We start from the raw sequence: 16,138 nt of genomic DNA, 5'->3' as shown, positions 1-16,138 counted from the left end.
CATATTTTTTGTAACCATTTATTTCTTTTTTAGTTTTGATACAACAGTTAATTTAAAACAAATAAAAATGAGGAAAAAATTATTTTTTATCTGCTTATGTATGTGTTTATTTCAAATACAAAGTAGTAATGCTCAATGGGAAATTGTTGGGGAAGATTACGAAGGTGATCAACAAAATCAACAACTAGAAGTTGATGGAAACGGTAATGTTTATCTTGCTTACACTACAGATAACATTAATGACAATGGAGGTAAAATAACAGTAAAGAAAAGAGATGCTTTATCTGGAAATTGGGAAATTGCAGGAAATGCCAAGTTTTCTTCTGGTTATGCATCAGATTTAAGTTTAGCAATTTATAATAATGTACCTTATTTAGCTTATAAAGATGGTGTTACTAAAGCTACTGTCGTAAAATTAGTTGAATCTACTTGGGTTACTGTTGGTGCTGCAGATTTTACATCTAATAGTGCAAAATCACTTGATTTAGCAATAGATAATTTAGGTATTCCTTATGTTGCTTATTCAGATGGCGCTAATTCTAGTAAAACGACTGTAAAGAAGTTTGACGATATAACTTCTACATGGATTACAGTTGGAAATATCGGTTTTACTGCTGGTAACACAGCTTTTAATAGTTTAGCCATTGATAGTAACAATGTAGTCTATGTTGCATATCAAATGACAGGAACAGATTATTCGAGGAGAGCTTATGTTTCTCGTTTTAACGGTACTTCTTGGGAGTTTGTAAAAACAGCAAATTTAGAGTATGCGTCACTTAAAACCTATACAGCAAATTTAAGTCTGGCTATAGATAGTGATAATAAACTTTTTTTAGCTTTAAGTGAAGGTGGTGGCCTTGGTGGAGAAAATGTTGTGTTGTCGCATGATGGAACAGCTTGGTCTTATTACGGAAGTAATTATGGAGAGAATGTTGATCAAATAGATTTAGTTATAGGAAATGACAATGTGCTTTATGAAGTCTATAGAGACAACGGGAATAGTAAAACAAATATAGTTTATAATGATCCTACAAACCCGAGTTGGAGTTTTATCAATCCAACATTACCGAACGCTGTTAATGATTTTGCGTACGGGCAACAAATAGCGGTAGACAGTAATGGCAATCTTTTTATCGCGTATCAAGATAGCGAATTTAATAAAGGCAAAACTTCAGTTTATAAGTTTAGTAAAACTCCTTATGCGAATTGGACCAATGTTAGTGCAGATACTTCTACAGATTTTTCCTTTAGCAATGAAGTAGAAGTTCTAAACTCAGCTATAAGCCCAAACGGTGTGCCTTATATAAGTTATTTAGATAACAATAAAATTACAGTAGCAAAATTTGATGGTACAGAATGGATTTCTGTAGGCATACCAAATTTTGAAACAACTGGATTTGCAAGGTTCCTTGAAGAAGAATCAGGTGTTTTTGTAGATCGGAATAATGTACCTTATGTCTTTTTTAATTATTTAGAAAATGCACCAGATTTTAACAATCAAGGTCCTCCAAGTGATTTTCCTGTATTTAAATTATTGAAATTTGATGGAACAAACTGGGTTGCAGCTACACCAACAGAAGAAGTAGGTAGTGGTGGTAATGGAATGTTTTCTGTTGACAACAATAATAATATTTATTTTGCTAGTACAACCTATGATTTCAGTTCTGGCCCTCCTATTATTTCTACTAACATACAAAAGTATAATGGTACTATTTGGACAACTTTAGACAATACGCTTACATCTCCTGTAGTTACTATTTTAAATGATAGTAATGATAGCCTTTATGTTGGAACTTGGTCCTATGAAGATGAAGAATATTCTTTATTTAAGTTTAATGGAGTATCATTAGAAATTTTAGGTACTGCTTTACGAATAAGTAGTTTTGATCCTTCTGAAAACCCAGTTACTATGAAATTAGATAGTAATAATGTACCCTATATTTCTTATTTAGAAGATAACAAAGTGGTCATTAAAAAAATAAATGCTACAAGTGATGGTTGGGATGATATTAATGTTGTGGATTTACCAATAAATATAAAGGGACTAAGTTTTGATTTAGATACTGCAGATATACCTTATGTTGTTTATAAAGAGAATAATAATGAAACATCTGTAAGAAAATTTGATGCTGCAAACTCAACATGGAATTTGTTAGGTATTTCAAACTTTACTTTTGGTGGGGCAAATAATTTAAATATTACTTTAGATAATAATAACATTCCTTATGTAATTTATAAAGATGAAAGTAAAGCAGGTCAACCAAGAATTTTCTCTTATTTAACAAATACAGAAGTTACTGGTACAGGAACAACACTTGCTTGGAATGATCCTACAATTTGGGGAGATGGTACCGTACCAACTAAAACAAGTAGAGTTACTATTCCTGCAGGCAAAACTGTAATTATAAATGATGTAACTAGTGCTGTTGCAGGTAGCATAACTATTGAAGGTGTTTTAGAATTTAACTCTAGCAGCACAAGTAGTAGTACTTTAATTACACAAACAGACCCTATTGGAAAAATAGCATTTAAACGAGACGTTCTTGGAGATAAAAAATGGCATGTTGTCGCAGCACCCTTAACCCAAAATAAAGATATTTTTGCTAGTAATAATGCATTGGAATCTGGTCAAGGTAATAATAGAGGAATTGGCTTTTACAATGATGGAAATACTGATTGGACTTATTATCAAGATGGAACAACTAGTTCTGGGGATTTTAATTTTGGTGATGCATACAGTGTTTTATTAAGTGATACAAGTGAGTTGCAATTAGAAGGATCTGCTACTGCGAGTCCTGTTCATAAAGTGCTTTCTAAAAATACCACTGGTTGGAATTTAGTAGGAAATCCTTATTTAGCATTTTTACCTATAAATGTTTCGGGTAATGCAACCAATAATATGTTAGATAACAATGACGCTGTTTTTCAACCAGGATTTAAATCTTTGTATTTATGGAACAATGCTACCGAAGATTATACAGTAGTAAATCAAGCAAATACAACTACAACCTTTGTGTCTCCTGGTCAAGGATTTTTTATAAACGCAAAAAATAATGGAGATATATTTAAAATAGATCCAACAATGCGTAGTCATGAAACGGCGGTTTTCTTTAAATCTTCTTCGAGTTCTTTTGTGATAGAATTAGAAGCAAGAAAAGACGATGTTGTTAAAAAGAGTCAAATTAAGTACCTTGAAAATTCAACCAAAGGTTTAGATGAAGGTTATGATGCGGGTCAATTCTCTGGAGGATTAACAAGTAAAAGTGCTATTAGATTGTTTACTAAATTAGTAGAAGATACCTCAGACTTAGATATCGATTTGGCTTTACAAGTACTACCTACGTCAAATTATGAAGAGATGGTAATTCCTATTGGTTTAGAAGTTAAAAATACGGTTGAGGTTACTTTAAAAGCAACTATTTCTCAATTACCAGCAGATTACAAAGTGTTTTTAGAGGATAAAAAGGAACATAAATTTTATCGATTAGATACTGCTTCAAAAGGCTATACTACAGAAGTTACAACTAGTGATAAAAAAGAGCGTTTTTATCTACATACTACAACTAAAGATTTAACGAAGTCTTTAGGCATTGTAAATGATAACCTCTTAAATACAACTGTATTTGTTGCTGCAGAAAATATTTTAAAAGTGAATGGCTTAAATTCTAAGAATACAAGATTAGAAATATATAACCTTCTAGGAAAACAAGTATTCACTAAAAATTTACAAGACACAAAAGTAGGAATAGATCTAAATGGATTCGCAAAAGGATTTTACATAGTAAAACTAAAATCTAAAACGCAAAATGAAATCACAAAAAAAATTATTATAAAATAATACATATCTCAGACAGAAATGAAGAAAAGTATAGAAGATAAACAAGAGGATATCACAAGAAAAGATGCACTTAAAAAAATAGGAAATTATGGTAAATATGCGGCTTTAACTGCATTAGGTACGTATCTTATTTTAAACCCACAGAAAGCGCAAGCAAGTTCTCCATCTACACCAGAACCTGTAGGAAGTGGATTTTAATAATAAACATTTAATTAAATTTATAAACGAATTGCATTAAGCAATTCGTTTTTTTTTTTTTAATTTATTGAAGAACAACATAATAAAGTAAAAAAGGTAGCGTTATCTATATATAAAATAACAGAAAAATAATATATATGATGCAACTTTACTCTAAAAAGCCTTCTGATATGCAGATGCAACCTACACATGAAACAGTTCAATTTTTGATTAATTTTTCCAAATCGTTAACTTTTGTAAAAACCAAATCAAATGATTTCATTGAATTGAATTTGAATTAAGAGAGGAAAAAGCTTCAACAAATGTTGAAGCTTTTTTTTATATGCATCATTTTTTATTTTATATGAGGTAAAAAATAATTGCTTTTCTTTAGACCTTGCAGTCATGGAAAATATATTAGTAGCAGGTGCAAATGGTACCACAGGAAAAAAGATCGTAGATTTATTAGCAACATCACAATATTTTAACCCGGTTGCTATGGTTCGTAAAGAAAGTCAGAAAAAGCAATTTGAAGATAAAAACATAACAACTGTTTTAGCCGATTTAGAAAAAGATGTTTCACATACAACAGAAAACATCGATAAAATAATATTTGCTGCAGGTTCTGGTGGAAAAAATGTGGAAGCAGTAGATCAAGAAGGAGCAAAAAAGTTGATAGATGCTGGGAGAAAATCGAACGTTAGAAAATTTGTAATGCTAAGTTCTATGGGAGCAGATAACCCAGAAAGTTTAGAAGAACTTAAAGATTATTTAAAGGCAAAGCAAAATGCAGATATCTATTTAAAAGCAAGTAGCCTAACATATTCTATTGTAAGACCAGGTGCTTTAACAGACGAGAAAGGAAATGGTAAAATTGAATTGAGCAGTAAATTAAATAAATCTGGCGAAATTAGTAGAGATGACGTTGCACAAACTTTAGTACATGCTTTACATGATTCCGCAGCAATTAATAATACTTTTGAAATAATAAAAGGCGAAACTTTAATTGGGAAGGCAATTCCTAGTTAGAAAATTATCTTTTACAAACAAAAAAAACACCTTACTAAGGTGTTTTTTTTGTTTTATAATAGTCATCTAAAACCGTTTTTCTACCAATTGTTTTGGTAATAAGGTCATTTTCTAAATTCCAACCTCTTGCAGGTGAATATTCTCTACCGTACCAAATAATTTGTAAGTGTAAATCGTTCCATAATTCTTTTGGGAACAATCTTTTAGCATCTTTTTCGGTTTGCACAACGCTTTTTCCGTTCGATAAATTCCAACGATACATTAAACGTAATATATGAGTGTCTATAGGGAAAGCTGGTACACCAAAAGCCTGACTCATAACTACACCGGCTGTTTTATGGCCAACAGCAGGCAGTTCTTCTAGCCCTTCAAAACTTTGTGGTACTTCTCCGTTATATTTTTCAATCAGAATTTTAGACAAACCGTAAATACCTTTCGATTTCATTGGAGATAAACCGCAAGGACGAATTATGGCCTTAATTTCTTCCACAGACATTTTAATCATATCAAAAGGATTATCTGCTTTAGCGAACAAAAGAGGTGTAATTTTATTTACACGAACATCTGTACATTGCGCAGATAATAAAACAGCAATTAACAAGGTATAAGGATCTTTATGATCTAATGGAATAGGAATTTCTGGATATTTTTCTTCAAGTGTATCTATTACAAATTGCACTTTTTCTTGTTTGTTCATATGAATGAGTTATAAAGTTGTAAAGTTAAAAGTTTCTATAGTTTTACACATTATTTACTAAAAAGTTTTTAGTATCATTTTAACTTTTTTAACTTTCCGTTTTATAAACTTTTAAACGAATAGTCATGACATCATTAAAAATAGGAGATAAAGCTCCGCAATTTGAGGCAAAAGACAATGCAGGAAATACAGTTAAATTAGGCGATTATTCTGGTAAGAAATTAGTTTTATTCTTCTATCCAAAAGCAAGTACGCCTGGTTGCACAAATGAAGCATGTGATTTACGTGACAATTATCAATCTTTTTTAGAAAAAGGATATGACGTTTTAGGAGTAAGTGCAGATTCTGCTAAAAGACAACAAAACTGGATTAATAAACACGAATTACCTTTTCCGCTTTTAGCAGACGAAGACAAAGCTGTAATAGAAGCTTTTAATGTTTGGGGGCCAAAGAAGTTTATGGGAAAAGAGTATGATGGTATTCACAGAACTACTTTTGTAATTGATGAAAAAGGAATTATTGAAGAGGTAATTTCTAAAGTAAAAACGAAAGCACACGCAGCTCAGATATTAGATTAAGCTACAATTAAACCTTTTTGAATTCCGAATTTTATGAGTTCTGGAGTACTTTTAGTGTGTGTAATTTCAAATAAATCTCTCTTATGAGATTTTAAAGAACTTTCTGTAATATTTAATATTGCAGAAAGTTCTTTTTCATTTTTATCAGAATGAAAATACAAAGCTTGTAAAATTTCTAATTTACGTTTTGTAAATGTATAATTATCAATATTTATTTTTGAATAAATTTTATTGTTCTTTACTGGTTCTTCAACATAACAATTTAGGATAACTTCTTTAAAACTTTCTAGGTTTCCATCTTTTCCTACAAAAAAGTCTACACCATTATTTATTGCCTTTTCTTTTATGAAGTTGTTATTCATTGTTGTTAATGCAATAATTTTAAAGTTTTTATGTACTGGCTTTATTTTTTCAATATAATCTAAAGAGCATTGTCCGTTAAAATTTACATCTAAAATTAAAACATCTAAATTATGGGAACTCGTAAACTCTATGAGTTTTTTTAATGTTGTAAATGTTTCTATAACATTCAATTCTTCATGAATGTTTAGGCTGTCTTTTAAGGCATCACAAAAAAAACGATTATCATCTGAAACAACAATTCTTAGTGGCTTTTTAATCATTTATAGGAGTTTCTATTTTAAACAAAGTTCCGTTTTTATTCGAGGTGATTTCTAAAGTACCATTTATTTGTTCAACTCTATCTTGCACACTATTTAAACCAAAACCAGTCTTCTGTATTTTGTTTTGATTAAAACCAATACCATTATCTGAAACCATTAAAAGAACAAACCCTTTTATGTTTTGGTTCATCGAAATATCTATTTCTGTGGCTTCGGAATATTTAATTGCATTTGTGGTTAATTCTGAAATTATACGATATAAATGAACACATTTTTCTTGCTGTAAATCTAAATTATCAATAGTAAATTTATAGTTTATTTTTTGACTTGTTAGTGCATCTAATTTCTCACAAAATTCAATTAAACTGGTAATAAAATTTTCTGAATTAATTTTTGGCGCATGTAAACTGTTCAATAGATAGCGATAATCTTTATAAAAAGCATCTAAAATTTCTTGTATTTTTTCTGGTGTGTTGTCTGCTTTTTGTAATAATCGTAATTTTAAAGCCTCTAAGTAACCACCAAAAGTATCGTGTACATTATTTACTAACTTGTTGCGTTCTTGTTGTTGAACTTCAAGTGTTTTATTTTGGAAATTATATTTTAACTCGTCACTTATTTTTTTTAGTTTAAAATACTTTCGCTGTGTATCTATTACAGAACCAAATATATACCTTGTAAATAATAAGATTTCTAAAGACAGCATTATGTAATATATATTCGGGCCGCTTAACTTAATTGCTAAACTATTTTCTACATTAGGATTCATGATCTGACCGTTAATTACTGCAAGAATTGGTAAGATAAACGCAATTACTAAATAAATAGGAAGTTGTTTTTTTATGGTTAAATACAAATGATTTAAAACCCAAATAAAAATAATTATTTTTAAAACTGTCCAAACAACTAGATATAAAGAAACTAATCCACCAAAAAAGTATTTATAAACGTATAATAAAATAATAGGGATTGTTAAAAATGTTCCCCATTTAAAGATTCCTTTTAAGATTGTTTGAGAAGCTTTTAATTTATAAAACTGCATATAAAAAGAACCAATGCAGAATACACCAACTGTCTGACTAAAACTTCTAATATTGTTCGTAATAAAAGTACTATCTGACCAAAAATACTGCACACCTAAACCTTTACCTGCAAGAAATTCAAATAAAACAGTAACAATGTAAAGAGCATAAAATAAAACAGCATATTCTTTTTTAAGAACCGCAAAAAAGACCAAAACCAACGTCATAGAAATAAGAAAAGAAATAAACAAACCAAAATAGAAATATTCTGTTTCTACACGTTTTAGAAATTCGTTTTCTGTTTCTAAATAGAACGCTACTCTAGTTCTACCACTACTATTTTTAACTTTTAAAAAAACGTCTGTAGGTAATATTGAATCCATAGGAATTTTCCAAACAGGATTCCTATAAAAAATATTTTCATGAGGAAAATCCTTATTGTTAGAAACACTATAAAGAGAATCGATTTGATTTCCTTTTTTTAAATATATTTTTCCATAGGGTAAATATGTATTTGAAATAGTGAAATATTTACTTTCAATACTCGTTTTTGATGGTTTTAAAGCGAAGTGGTGCCACAACGTTTTAGTACCTAGTTTTTTATAAATTTTCTGATTTTCTTCTTTAAAGAATTCACCTTCTTGATACTTTTTTATAATACCTGTAATTGAATATTGATCTTCACCATCCGTATAAAATATTTTTATTTCCTTGTAAACTGACTCTGAATCTTCTTGAGAGAAAATAAGCGCTGAATAAAAAAATAAAAAGATTAAAAGTTTAAGATTCACTTCAAATATTGGTTGTAAAAGACCCTACTAAAGTATGGTTTTTTTTAAGTTAACCAAATTAAATTTGAAAAGCTTTAAAAACACTAAATATAATGGGGGTTATTAAATTATTAGATAAAACACAACTTAAGATTGTTCCGCATGACAATAAATTACAGAATGTTATAAAACTACCCATCAGTTTTATAAAAGACTTCCTTTTTTTCTTCGATATTACTCCTGACGATTTACCAAAACTAATTTCTTTTTCTAAAGAGTTAGAAAAAAACAGACAGTTTGTTATTACAAACAAAAATAGATTTAACTCTTTGACAGATAAAGAAAAGGAAGTTTTTATTTTAGTTATTAAGGGTAAAACATCAAATGAAATTGCTAAAATACTTTTCATTGAAACTTCTACAGTTTCAACTCATAGAAAACGAGTAAAACAAAAATTAAATTTAGAATCAATTTTTGATTGGTATACTTATGCCAAGGCTTTTGAGTTGATTTAATCTTTCACTTTACCTACTAGGTATTTTATTGCTTTGTAAGTAAAGTTATTTTTGAAAATTAGATTCAGATGAGAACAATTTTTTTTTTAGGAATTCTTTTTTGAGTTTAAATGTTTTAGCTTACAGTTAAAAACCATAGTGGTTTATAATTTAGTAGGTGAAAAATTATTAAATACAAAAGCAGGTAAATTAAAAATTAGTACCTTATGAAATAGAGTTTGTTTCATCAAAAAATTTAATAATAAAGGACGCTTAAAATAAAAATTAATAAAGAATTAGGATAAAAAGTTAGCTAAATAAAACTTTGAATATTCATAAATGCATATTACTAAAACTATGTTTCCAATTTCTAAAAAAATAGTATTATTCGTATTTTTCATAATTTCAATATCGACATCATCCCAAGTAAAAAAAATCTTTTATAAAGATGGAAAATTATTTGGAGAAGGAAATATGGTTGCTGAAAAAAAACAAGGAGATTGGGTTTTATATCACAGAACAGGAGAGGTTTTAGCAAAAGGTGCTTACAAAGACAACAAAGAAGAAGGTTACTGGGAAGCTTATATAGCTTCTGGAGTACTTTTTTTTAAAGGAAATTATTCAAATGGTAAAAAAACAGGAAAATGGTTAGAAGCTACAAGTTATTTAGTTGATTATTATTTAGTTAAATCTTATGATGATCTTGGGAATCAAATAAATAAGGATGAATATAAAGCAGTCTATAAATCTGGGGAATTATATGCTATTTCAAAGTTAGTTGATGGTAAACAAGAAGGGAATTATATTGCATATTTCGAAAATGGAAAAATTAAAGCAGAAGGTAAGAATAGAACAGGAAATCAAGTAGGTGAATGGAAATATTATTATGACAATGATCAATTAAAAAACATAGGTAATTTTGTAGATGATGATTTAGATGGTTTGGTTTTTGAATATTATAAAGATGGAAGTACAAAATCTATTATAAATTATAAGTTGGGAGAGTTTAATGGAGAAGCGCTAGAATTCTTCGAAGATGGTAGCTTACAAGCAAAAGTTAATTATATAAATGATAAGAAAAATGGTAAAGCCTTTAAGTATATAGAAAAAGGAAAGTTGTTATTTAGGGGGATTTACAAGGATGATGAAATAAGCGGACAAACTGAAGAGTATGAGTACTATGATGATGGTACTATAAAATCTAAAGTAGAATCTAATGCTGAAGGATTTAATGGAGAAATAAGACATTACACAGAAAACGGGAATTTAGTAAGTGTCGGAAATTATATAAATGATAAGTTAGATGGGGTTTTTAAACGTTATTATAAAGATGGAGGCTTGAAAGAACAAAGTTATTATAGTAATGGTCTTAGTACAGGTGAATGGAAAGAATATTTTAAAAACGGAAAAATGGAAGCTATTGAGACTTATTCTTATGGTAAAAAAAGTGGAACCTGGAAAGAATATTTTGATAATGGTAAATTAAAAAGTCTAGAAAAGTATTTTCAAGATAAAAGAATAGGTGATGTAAAATATTATAAAAAAACATACAACGGTAAACATTATCTTTATAAAAAGGGTGCTTATTCTCAAGATAAAAAGACAGGAACTTGGTATGAGTATGAAAGTGATGGAGATATTGTGTTAAAAAAAACATATAAAAGTGGAAGGTTAGAGAAGACAGTTCATGTAACAAAATTATATTTTAATAATAAAACATCTAGTACGGTAACTATTGTAGTGAGATACAGAAACCAAAAGAATGAGTGGATTACAGAGGGTTGGTTTAATTTAAAACCAGGAGAAAACTCTTATATTAGACCCGTTCTTGACAGTAAAGTTCTATACTATGCAAAGAATAATAATGGAACATGGGAAGGAGATGAAATTAGATCTTACAAAGGAAAAAATTACAAAATGAGAACAATTAACATAGGTGAAGAACTTATGAGTTATTCAGGAAAAAAAATGACAATGAGTTTAACCGGCAAGTAGTATTTTAAAACTTCATACTTATTTTAAAGTTTAAAACTCTACCGGTCATGTAATTAGGGATTCCAAATTGATTTTTAGAATACACATCTCTAACCCAAGTGTTGGTAATAGAATTCTGAATATCAAACATATTAAAAAGTTCTAGACCAGCTGTTAATTCTTTAAATTTAGACAACCACCCAGTTTTGTATTGCTTATTGGCATCTGTAAAAACATAGGAAACACCAAGGTCGGCACGTTTATAGTCTCTTAAACGTTCTTGAAATTTATAGACATCTGCATATGAAGGTGCGCCACCAGGAACTCCTGTATTATACACTAAGTTTAAATATGCTTTTAAATTAGGCAAATTTGGTACGTAATCTTGAAATAGAATCGCAAATTTTACACGTTGATCTGAAGGTCTCGAAATATTACCTCTATTGTCAATATTTTCTTCTGTTTTTAGATAGCCTATACTTACCCAGCTTTCACTTCCAGGAACAAACTCACCATTTAAACGAAGATCAAAACCATGCGCATACCCAGTGGTAACATTATCTGCTCTATATCTAATTCTCACATTATCTACAGAATAGGCATTTACATTACTTAAATCTTTGTAATACATCTCGGTAGTTAGTTTAAAAGGTCTTTCCCACATATCAAAACTATAATCCATACCAGTAACAAGATGAATAGACTTTTGAGCTTTAACATCAATATTTATCTTCCCATTGTAGTCTTTTAACTCTCTATAAGAAGGTGGTTGTGAATACCAACCTCCAGAAAAACGAAATAACATGTCTTTTTTCCAATTTGGTTTTATAGAAAATTGTGCCCTAGGGCTAATAATTGTTTGATTTTTAGATGAATTTCGTCCAGATCTAATGCTCCAGTTTTGTGCTCTAATTCCGAAATTATACCAAACCTCGTTGTTTCCCATAAATAAGCGTTCATTAAGTTGAACGAATCCAGAAAAACGATTTATAGTTACTGTATTGTTTTCTCTAATATTTTGAAAAGGTATAATTGGACCTTCAAAAGCCTTATAAGGTTGATCCTTTCCGATGCTATTTGGCGGACGAACAGAGAAGCCTAAAGAATCGATTATTTCCCATTCTCTAATGCGCTCTCTAATGTCTTCGTTTTGGTATTTTATTCCAAAATCCCATTGTTGTCTATCTTTTTTATAGGTTCCTTTAATTTGTACATTATTTATTAATGCGTCTAAATCATTTCTGGCATGGTTTAATTGTGAACCAATTCCTTGTGAAAAGTCTACTTCACCAAAGTTTTCAGAACCAATGTTTGCATCTACTTCTCCTAAATTATAAGCTGCTGAAATATCATAATATTCTTCTTCTTGCGTATTATAACTAGAAATTGTTCCTCTAAAGGATAAATTTTCATTTACTTTATAATCACCAGAAAAAGCATTAAAAAGGGTTAAATAATTATTTTCTTCTTTTCCATCATAAAAAACGGTTAATTCTAAAGGGTTGGCAATAGTACCAAAACGAGTTCTTCGAGATATGGGTTGATAGTTGTAACTGTTTAAAGAGAAGTTACTTAAATAATTTAAAGAAAAATTCTCTGAGAATTGATACGTTACAAAAGATTGTAAATCAGTAAATTTTGGTCTAAAATTGGTTTCTATTTGTTTGCTATTTACAAACAAACTATTGTCTCGATATCTTAAACTGGTGATAATGCTTAGTTTGTTCTCTATAAAAGGACTTTCGAAAGTGACACTTCCACCCAATAAACTTGCCTCTATAGTAGTTGCTGTTTCTTTAGGTTTTCTATAGGAAATATCTAAAACAGACGATAATTTATCGCCATATTTTGCTTGAAAACCACCAGCAGAAAAGTTAATATTCTGCACCATATTGGGGTTTATAAAACTCAAACCTTCTTGCTGACCAGAACGTACTAAAAAAGGTCTGTAAACTTCAATTCCGTTTACATACACTAAGTTTTCATCAAAATTTCCACCTCGAACATTGTATTGTGTACTCAACTCATTATTATTATTAACCCCAGGTAACGTCATTAAAATATTCTCTACACCAGCATTTGCGCCAATAATGGTTTTCGCTTTTGCAACATCTATACTTACAATTCCTTGTGCCTCTTTTCTTCGGTCTTTTACAATAACCTCAGCAAGTTTTTCTGTTTTTAAAGATAGAATAGGAGAGAAGCGTATGGCATTTCTACTTTTTGCTGTTATTTTATGATAAAATATTTTGTAAGAAATATGACTGAATTTTATAGTTATTTCCTTTTGAAAAGGAATTCTAAGAGAGTAATTTCCGTTTTTATCAGTTACAGTTCCTGTTTTGCCAAGTTCTATAGAAACATTCTCTACAGGAGTATTGTTTTTGTTTTTAACAGTTCCTTTTAGAATAGTTGTTTTCTGAGCATAAGCAGAAAAGGGTAATAATAAAATAAGTAGAAATATTTTTTTCACGGATGTCTTATTTAGCTTGTTTTTTAAAGAACGTAATAGAACGTTCTGTAGTATTGCCAACATTGTCTGAGACTACAATTTTAAAGATATGTTTGCTACCAACCAATCTTTTATCATTAAAATTATAAGTAAGTATGCTTTTTTTATGATTGTATTGCATTAAAACCCACGTACCATCTAATGTTGCTCGCCAGTTTTTTATGCCAGAACCAATATCTGATATTTTTACCTTTAAAGTTTTAGATTTGGTAATCCATTGGTTATTTTTTATATAGAGAATTGTTGCTTTAGGTTTTTGATTGTCAGTTTTTAAGGTATATTTACCTAAGGTTTTTGTTGTTGTATAAAATGTGCTATCTTTTTTTCTGGTATAAACGTACCTTGGGTATTTAGGATACTCAATATTTGCAATATATAGCTGTTCTTTTTCAGCTTCAGAATATTTAGAAACATTAAATGTTAGTGTGTAGCTTTTATCTAAAGGAATTGTAGGTGTATGTATTTTAGCAATGCCTTTATCAACCTTAATATCTAAAAAAATATTTTCATAAAATGTGTTTTTAGGAAAAGCGACAGTAATATTTTTTTCTGAAAACTTCTGAAAATTGGTTGCAATAATTTTATACTCAGTAGAATCTTTTTGTTTTTTAAAGATAGTATTACTTTCTTTACCAGTAATAGGGATTTTAACAGAACTCGTATTTCCTGCAAAATCTTTAGCAATGATTTCTACAGTATAATTTAATCCTTCTGTGATAATTATTTTACCGTTATCTATTAAATCATTATAAATAGAAAGCCTATTTTTAGCAACTTTAAAAGTTTTTTGAATTCTATTTTTGTACTTTTTGTAGTATTCATAATCAATTAAAAGGTTGAGATATTTACTTTCTGCGAAAGAAAATGTTTCTACATCATGATAATAGTGTCTTTTTCCGTTCACCAACATTTCGAGACTGTAAATTCCGTTTTTGTTCCAAGCTTTATCTAATTGGTCAAAAACATGTATTCCAAAACCAATAGTTCCGCTTGCGGAAATTCTTTCAGTAGAATATTTTCCTTTACCAATATTTTTTACTGAAACTTTAAAGCTGTTGTATTGTTGGTTTATTCTTGCATCTAAACTTAAAGGATAGACTTGTAAAGATTTTATGGTTGGTGTTTTAGAATCTGGAACAGTAATACCAAAAAACATAGGATTGATAACGTGCTCTGTTTTTGTGTTTCTTATTTCGAAATGTAAATGTGGCCCACCAGAGCCACCTGTATCACCAGAAAAAGCAATAACTTCTCCTTTCTTTATGATAAATTTATTTTTTTTAGGAAATAAATTTCCAGTTTGATAGTTTTCTTTCTTGTACTGAATCGTTTTTACATATGCTTCAATTTCGTCATTAAACTTGCTCAAATGACCATAAACAGTAGTGAACCCGTTTGGATGTGTTACATAAATTGCTTTTCCGTAACCGTATTGTTGTACTTTAATTCTAGAGACATATCCTGCTGCTGCTGCCACCACTTTTAAACCTTCACGACCTTGTGTTTTAATATCTAAACCAGAATGAAAATGATTGCTTCTTAATTCTCCAAATGTTCCTGAAAGAATTAGAGGAATTTCTAAAGGATTTTGAAAATAATCTTTTGGATATTTCTGTTGAGAAAAGCTTAGAAAAGGAATCAATAATAAGATGAGAAATTGTTGTTTCAAGAAGTATAATTTTTATACAAAAGTAGTGAAAAAGATTTTTTTGTAATTGGTTTATTTTCAGCGTATTATTAAAATAGCAATTAAATGTTGTAATATTTAAAACAGAATGTTAACTTTGTAAATATAGTTTTATTCTAATAATTTTATGAGTATTACCTTAGAAGCAATTCATTTACTGGAAGATAGGTTACAAAGCTTGCTTTCTAATTATGAATTTTTGAAAAAAGAAAATGAAATTCTGCTTCAAAGTTCTACTAATTTTCAACAAAAAATATTAGAGCAAGCGCAAATAATAGCAAGTCAAAAAAAAGAATACGATTTACTTAAAATTGCAAAAACTATAGATGGCAGTGGTACAGATACAAGAGATACAAAACTCAAAATAAATACATTAATTCGAGAAATTGATAAATGTATTATTCAGTTACAAGAATAAAGTTCTTTAAATTGTGGAAAAATTAAAAATTAAAATAGTAATAGCTGGTAGAAACTATCCTTTAAGTGTGAATAACACGAAAGAAGAAGAAGGGATGCGTAAAGCGGCAACAGCTATTAATAAATTAATTTCTACTTATGAACAAAATTATGCAGTAAGCGATAAACAAGATGTTTTAGCAATGTGTGCATTACAATTTGCTTCTAAACTGGAAATTTCTACATTAGAAAAGGGCTCTGAAAGTGCTGAAACTATAAATAAATTAAAGGAGTTAACTAATTTGGTTAATACTCATTTAAAATAAGTTCTTTAAAATACA

Annotated in this window: 13 protein-coding genes; 8 read left to right on the top strand and 5 right to left on the bottom strand. The window is 29.2% G+C overall.

Features of this window, described 5'->3' with window-relative positions; genetic code table 11:
• Positions 1-67 precede the first annotated feature (67 nt).
• The 3 genes from CW731_RS03665 (at position 68) to CW731_RS03655 (ending at position 5,044) form a co-directional block, all read left to right on the top strand.
• Positions 68-3,838 (top strand): T9SS type A sorting domain-containing protein, encoded by a 3,771-nt coding sequence (locus CW731_RS03665; RefSeq protein ID WP_157812181.1) that lies wholly within the window; start codon positions 68-70, stop codon positions 3,836-3,838.
• Between the two features lie 18 nt (positions 3,839-3,856).
• A complete protein-coding gene (locus CW731_RS03660; RefSeq protein WP_100945458.1) occupies positions 3,857-4,036 on the top strand; it encodes a hypothetical protein in 180 nt (59 codons plus the stop codon).
• Between the two features lie 384 nt (positions 4,037-4,420).
• Positions 4,421-5,044: an SDR family oxidoreductase gene (locus CW731_RS03655; protein ID WP_100945457.1), complete on the top strand. Its 624-nt coding sequence runs from the start codon at positions 4,421-4,423 to the stop codon at positions 5,042-5,044.
• 34 nt (positions 5,045-5,078) lie between these two features.
• On the opposite strand, the gene nth is transcribed toward CW731_RS03655, so the two are convergent.
• A complete protein-coding gene (nth, locus tag CW731_RS03650; RefSeq protein ID WP_100945456.1) occupies positions 5,079-5,741 on the bottom strand; it encodes an endonuclease III in 663 nt (220 codons plus the stop codon).
• Between the two features lie 125 nt (positions 5,742-5,866).
• Between nth and bcp the strand changes: the two genes are divergently transcribed.
• On the top strand, positions 5,867-6,319 hold the full coding sequence (gene bcp / locus CW731_RS03645) for a thioredoxin-dependent thiol peroxidase (protein ID WP_100945455.1): 453 nt from the start codon (positions 5,867-5,869) through the stop codon (positions 6,317-6,319).
• Here the strand turns inward: bcp and CW731_RS03640 are convergent.
• Positions 6,316-6,942, bottom strand: a complete 627-nt coding sequence (locus CW731_RS03640) for a response regulator transcription factor (protein ID WP_100945454.1) — start codon at positions 6,940-6,942, stop codon at positions 6,316-6,318. The two genes, bcp and CW731_RS03640, sit on opposite strands and share 4 nt — an antisense overlap.
• Positions 6,935-8,755, bottom strand: a complete 1,821-nt coding sequence (locus CW731_RS03635; RefSeq protein ID WP_100945453.1) for an ATP-binding protein — start codon at positions 8,753-8,755, stop codon at positions 6,935-6,937. The genes CW731_RS03640 and CW731_RS03635 overlap by 8 nt, the downstream gene beginning before the upstream one ends.
• A gap of 92 nt (positions 8,756-8,847) precedes the next feature.
• Here CW731_RS03635 and CW731_RS03630 point away from each other — a divergent pair, with 92 nt between their 5' ends.
• Positions 8,848-9,249: a helix-turn-helix transcriptional regulator gene (locus CW731_RS03630; protein WP_100945452.1), complete on the top strand. Its 402-nt coding sequence runs from the start codon at positions 8,848-8,850 to the stop codon at positions 9,247-9,249.
• Positions 9,250-9,567: 318 nt separating this feature from the next.
• Positions 9,568-11,223, top strand: coding sequence for a DUF1036 domain-containing protein (locus tag CW731_RS03625; protein ID WP_100945451.1), 1,656 nt, complete (start codon positions 9,568-9,570; stop codon positions 11,221-11,223).
• 4 nt (positions 11,224-11,227) lie between these two features.
• Here CW731_RS03625 and CW731_RS03620 read toward each other — a convergent pair whose 3' ends face one another.
• Positions 11,228-13,675 (bottom strand): TonB-dependent receptor, encoded by a 2,448-nt coding sequence (locus CW731_RS03620; RefSeq protein ID WP_100947613.1) that lies wholly within the window; start codon positions 13,673-13,675, stop codon positions 11,228-11,230.
• Between the two features lie 7 nt (positions 13,676-13,682).
• Complete coding sequence (locus tag CW731_RS03615; RefSeq protein ID WP_100945450.1) at positions 13,683-15,383, bottom strand: M23 family metallopeptidase; 1,701 nt, start codon at positions 15,381-15,383, stop codon at positions 13,683-13,685.
• Between the two features lie 145 nt (positions 15,384-15,528).
• Between CW731_RS03615 and CW731_RS03610 the strand changes: the two genes are divergently transcribed.
• The gene (locus CW731_RS03610; protein ID WP_100945449.1) at positions 15,529-15,819 is read left to right on the top strand and encodes a hypothetical protein; all 291 of its coding nucleotides are present in this window, start codon (positions 15,529-15,531) and stop codon (positions 15,817-15,819) included.
• 13 nt (positions 15,820-15,832) lie between these two features.
• A complete protein-coding gene (locus CW731_RS03605; RefSeq protein WP_100945448.1) occupies positions 15,833-16,123 on the top strand; it encodes a cell division protein ZapA in 291 nt (96 codons plus the stop codon).
• Positions 16,124-16,138 lie beyond the last annotated feature (15 nt).

Source organism: Polaribacter sp. ALD11, from assembly GCF_002831685.1.
Classification (GTDB): Bacteria; Bacteroidota; Bacteroidia; order Flavobacteriales; family Flavobacteriaceae; genus Polaribacter.
This window is presented reverse-complemented; position numbering and strand designations above follow the sequence as displayed.

Bases quoted from the DNA above. Each gene is read 5' to 3' on its own strand.
- CW731_RS03665 (WP_157812181.1), top strand. From the start codon at position 68: ATGAGGAAAAAATTATTTTTTATCTGCTTATGTATGTGTTTATTTCAA.
- CW731_RS03660 (WP_100945458.1), top strand. From the start codon at position 3,857: ATGAAGAAAAGTATAGAAGATAAACAAGAGGATATCACAAGAAAAGAT.
- CW731_RS03655 (WP_100945457.1), top strand. From the start codon at position 4,421: ATGGAAAATATATTAGTAGCAGGTGCAAATGGTACCACAGGAAAAAAG.
- nth (WP_100945456.1), bottom strand. From the start codon at position 5,741: ATGAACAAACAAGAAAAAGTGCAATTTGTAATAGATACACTTGAAGAA.
- bcp (WP_100945455.1), top strand. From the start codon at position 5,867: ATGACATCATTAAAAATAGGAGATAAAGCTCCGCAATTTGAGGCAAAA.
- CW731_RS03640 (WP_100945454.1), bottom strand. From the start codon at position 6,942: ATGATTAAAAAGCCACTAAGAATTGTTGTTTCAGATGATAATCGTTTT.
- CW731_RS03630 (WP_100945452.1), top strand. From the start codon at position 8,848: ATGGGGGTTATTAAATTATTAGATAAAACACAACTTAAGATTGTTCCG.
- CW731_RS03625 (WP_100945451.1), top strand. From the start codon at position 9,568: ATGCATATTACTAAAACTATGTTTCCAATTTCTAAAAAAATAGTATTA.
- CW731_RS03610 (WP_100945449.1), top strand. From the start codon at position 15,529: ATGAGTATTACCTTAGAAGCAATTCATTTACTGGAAGATAGGTTACAA.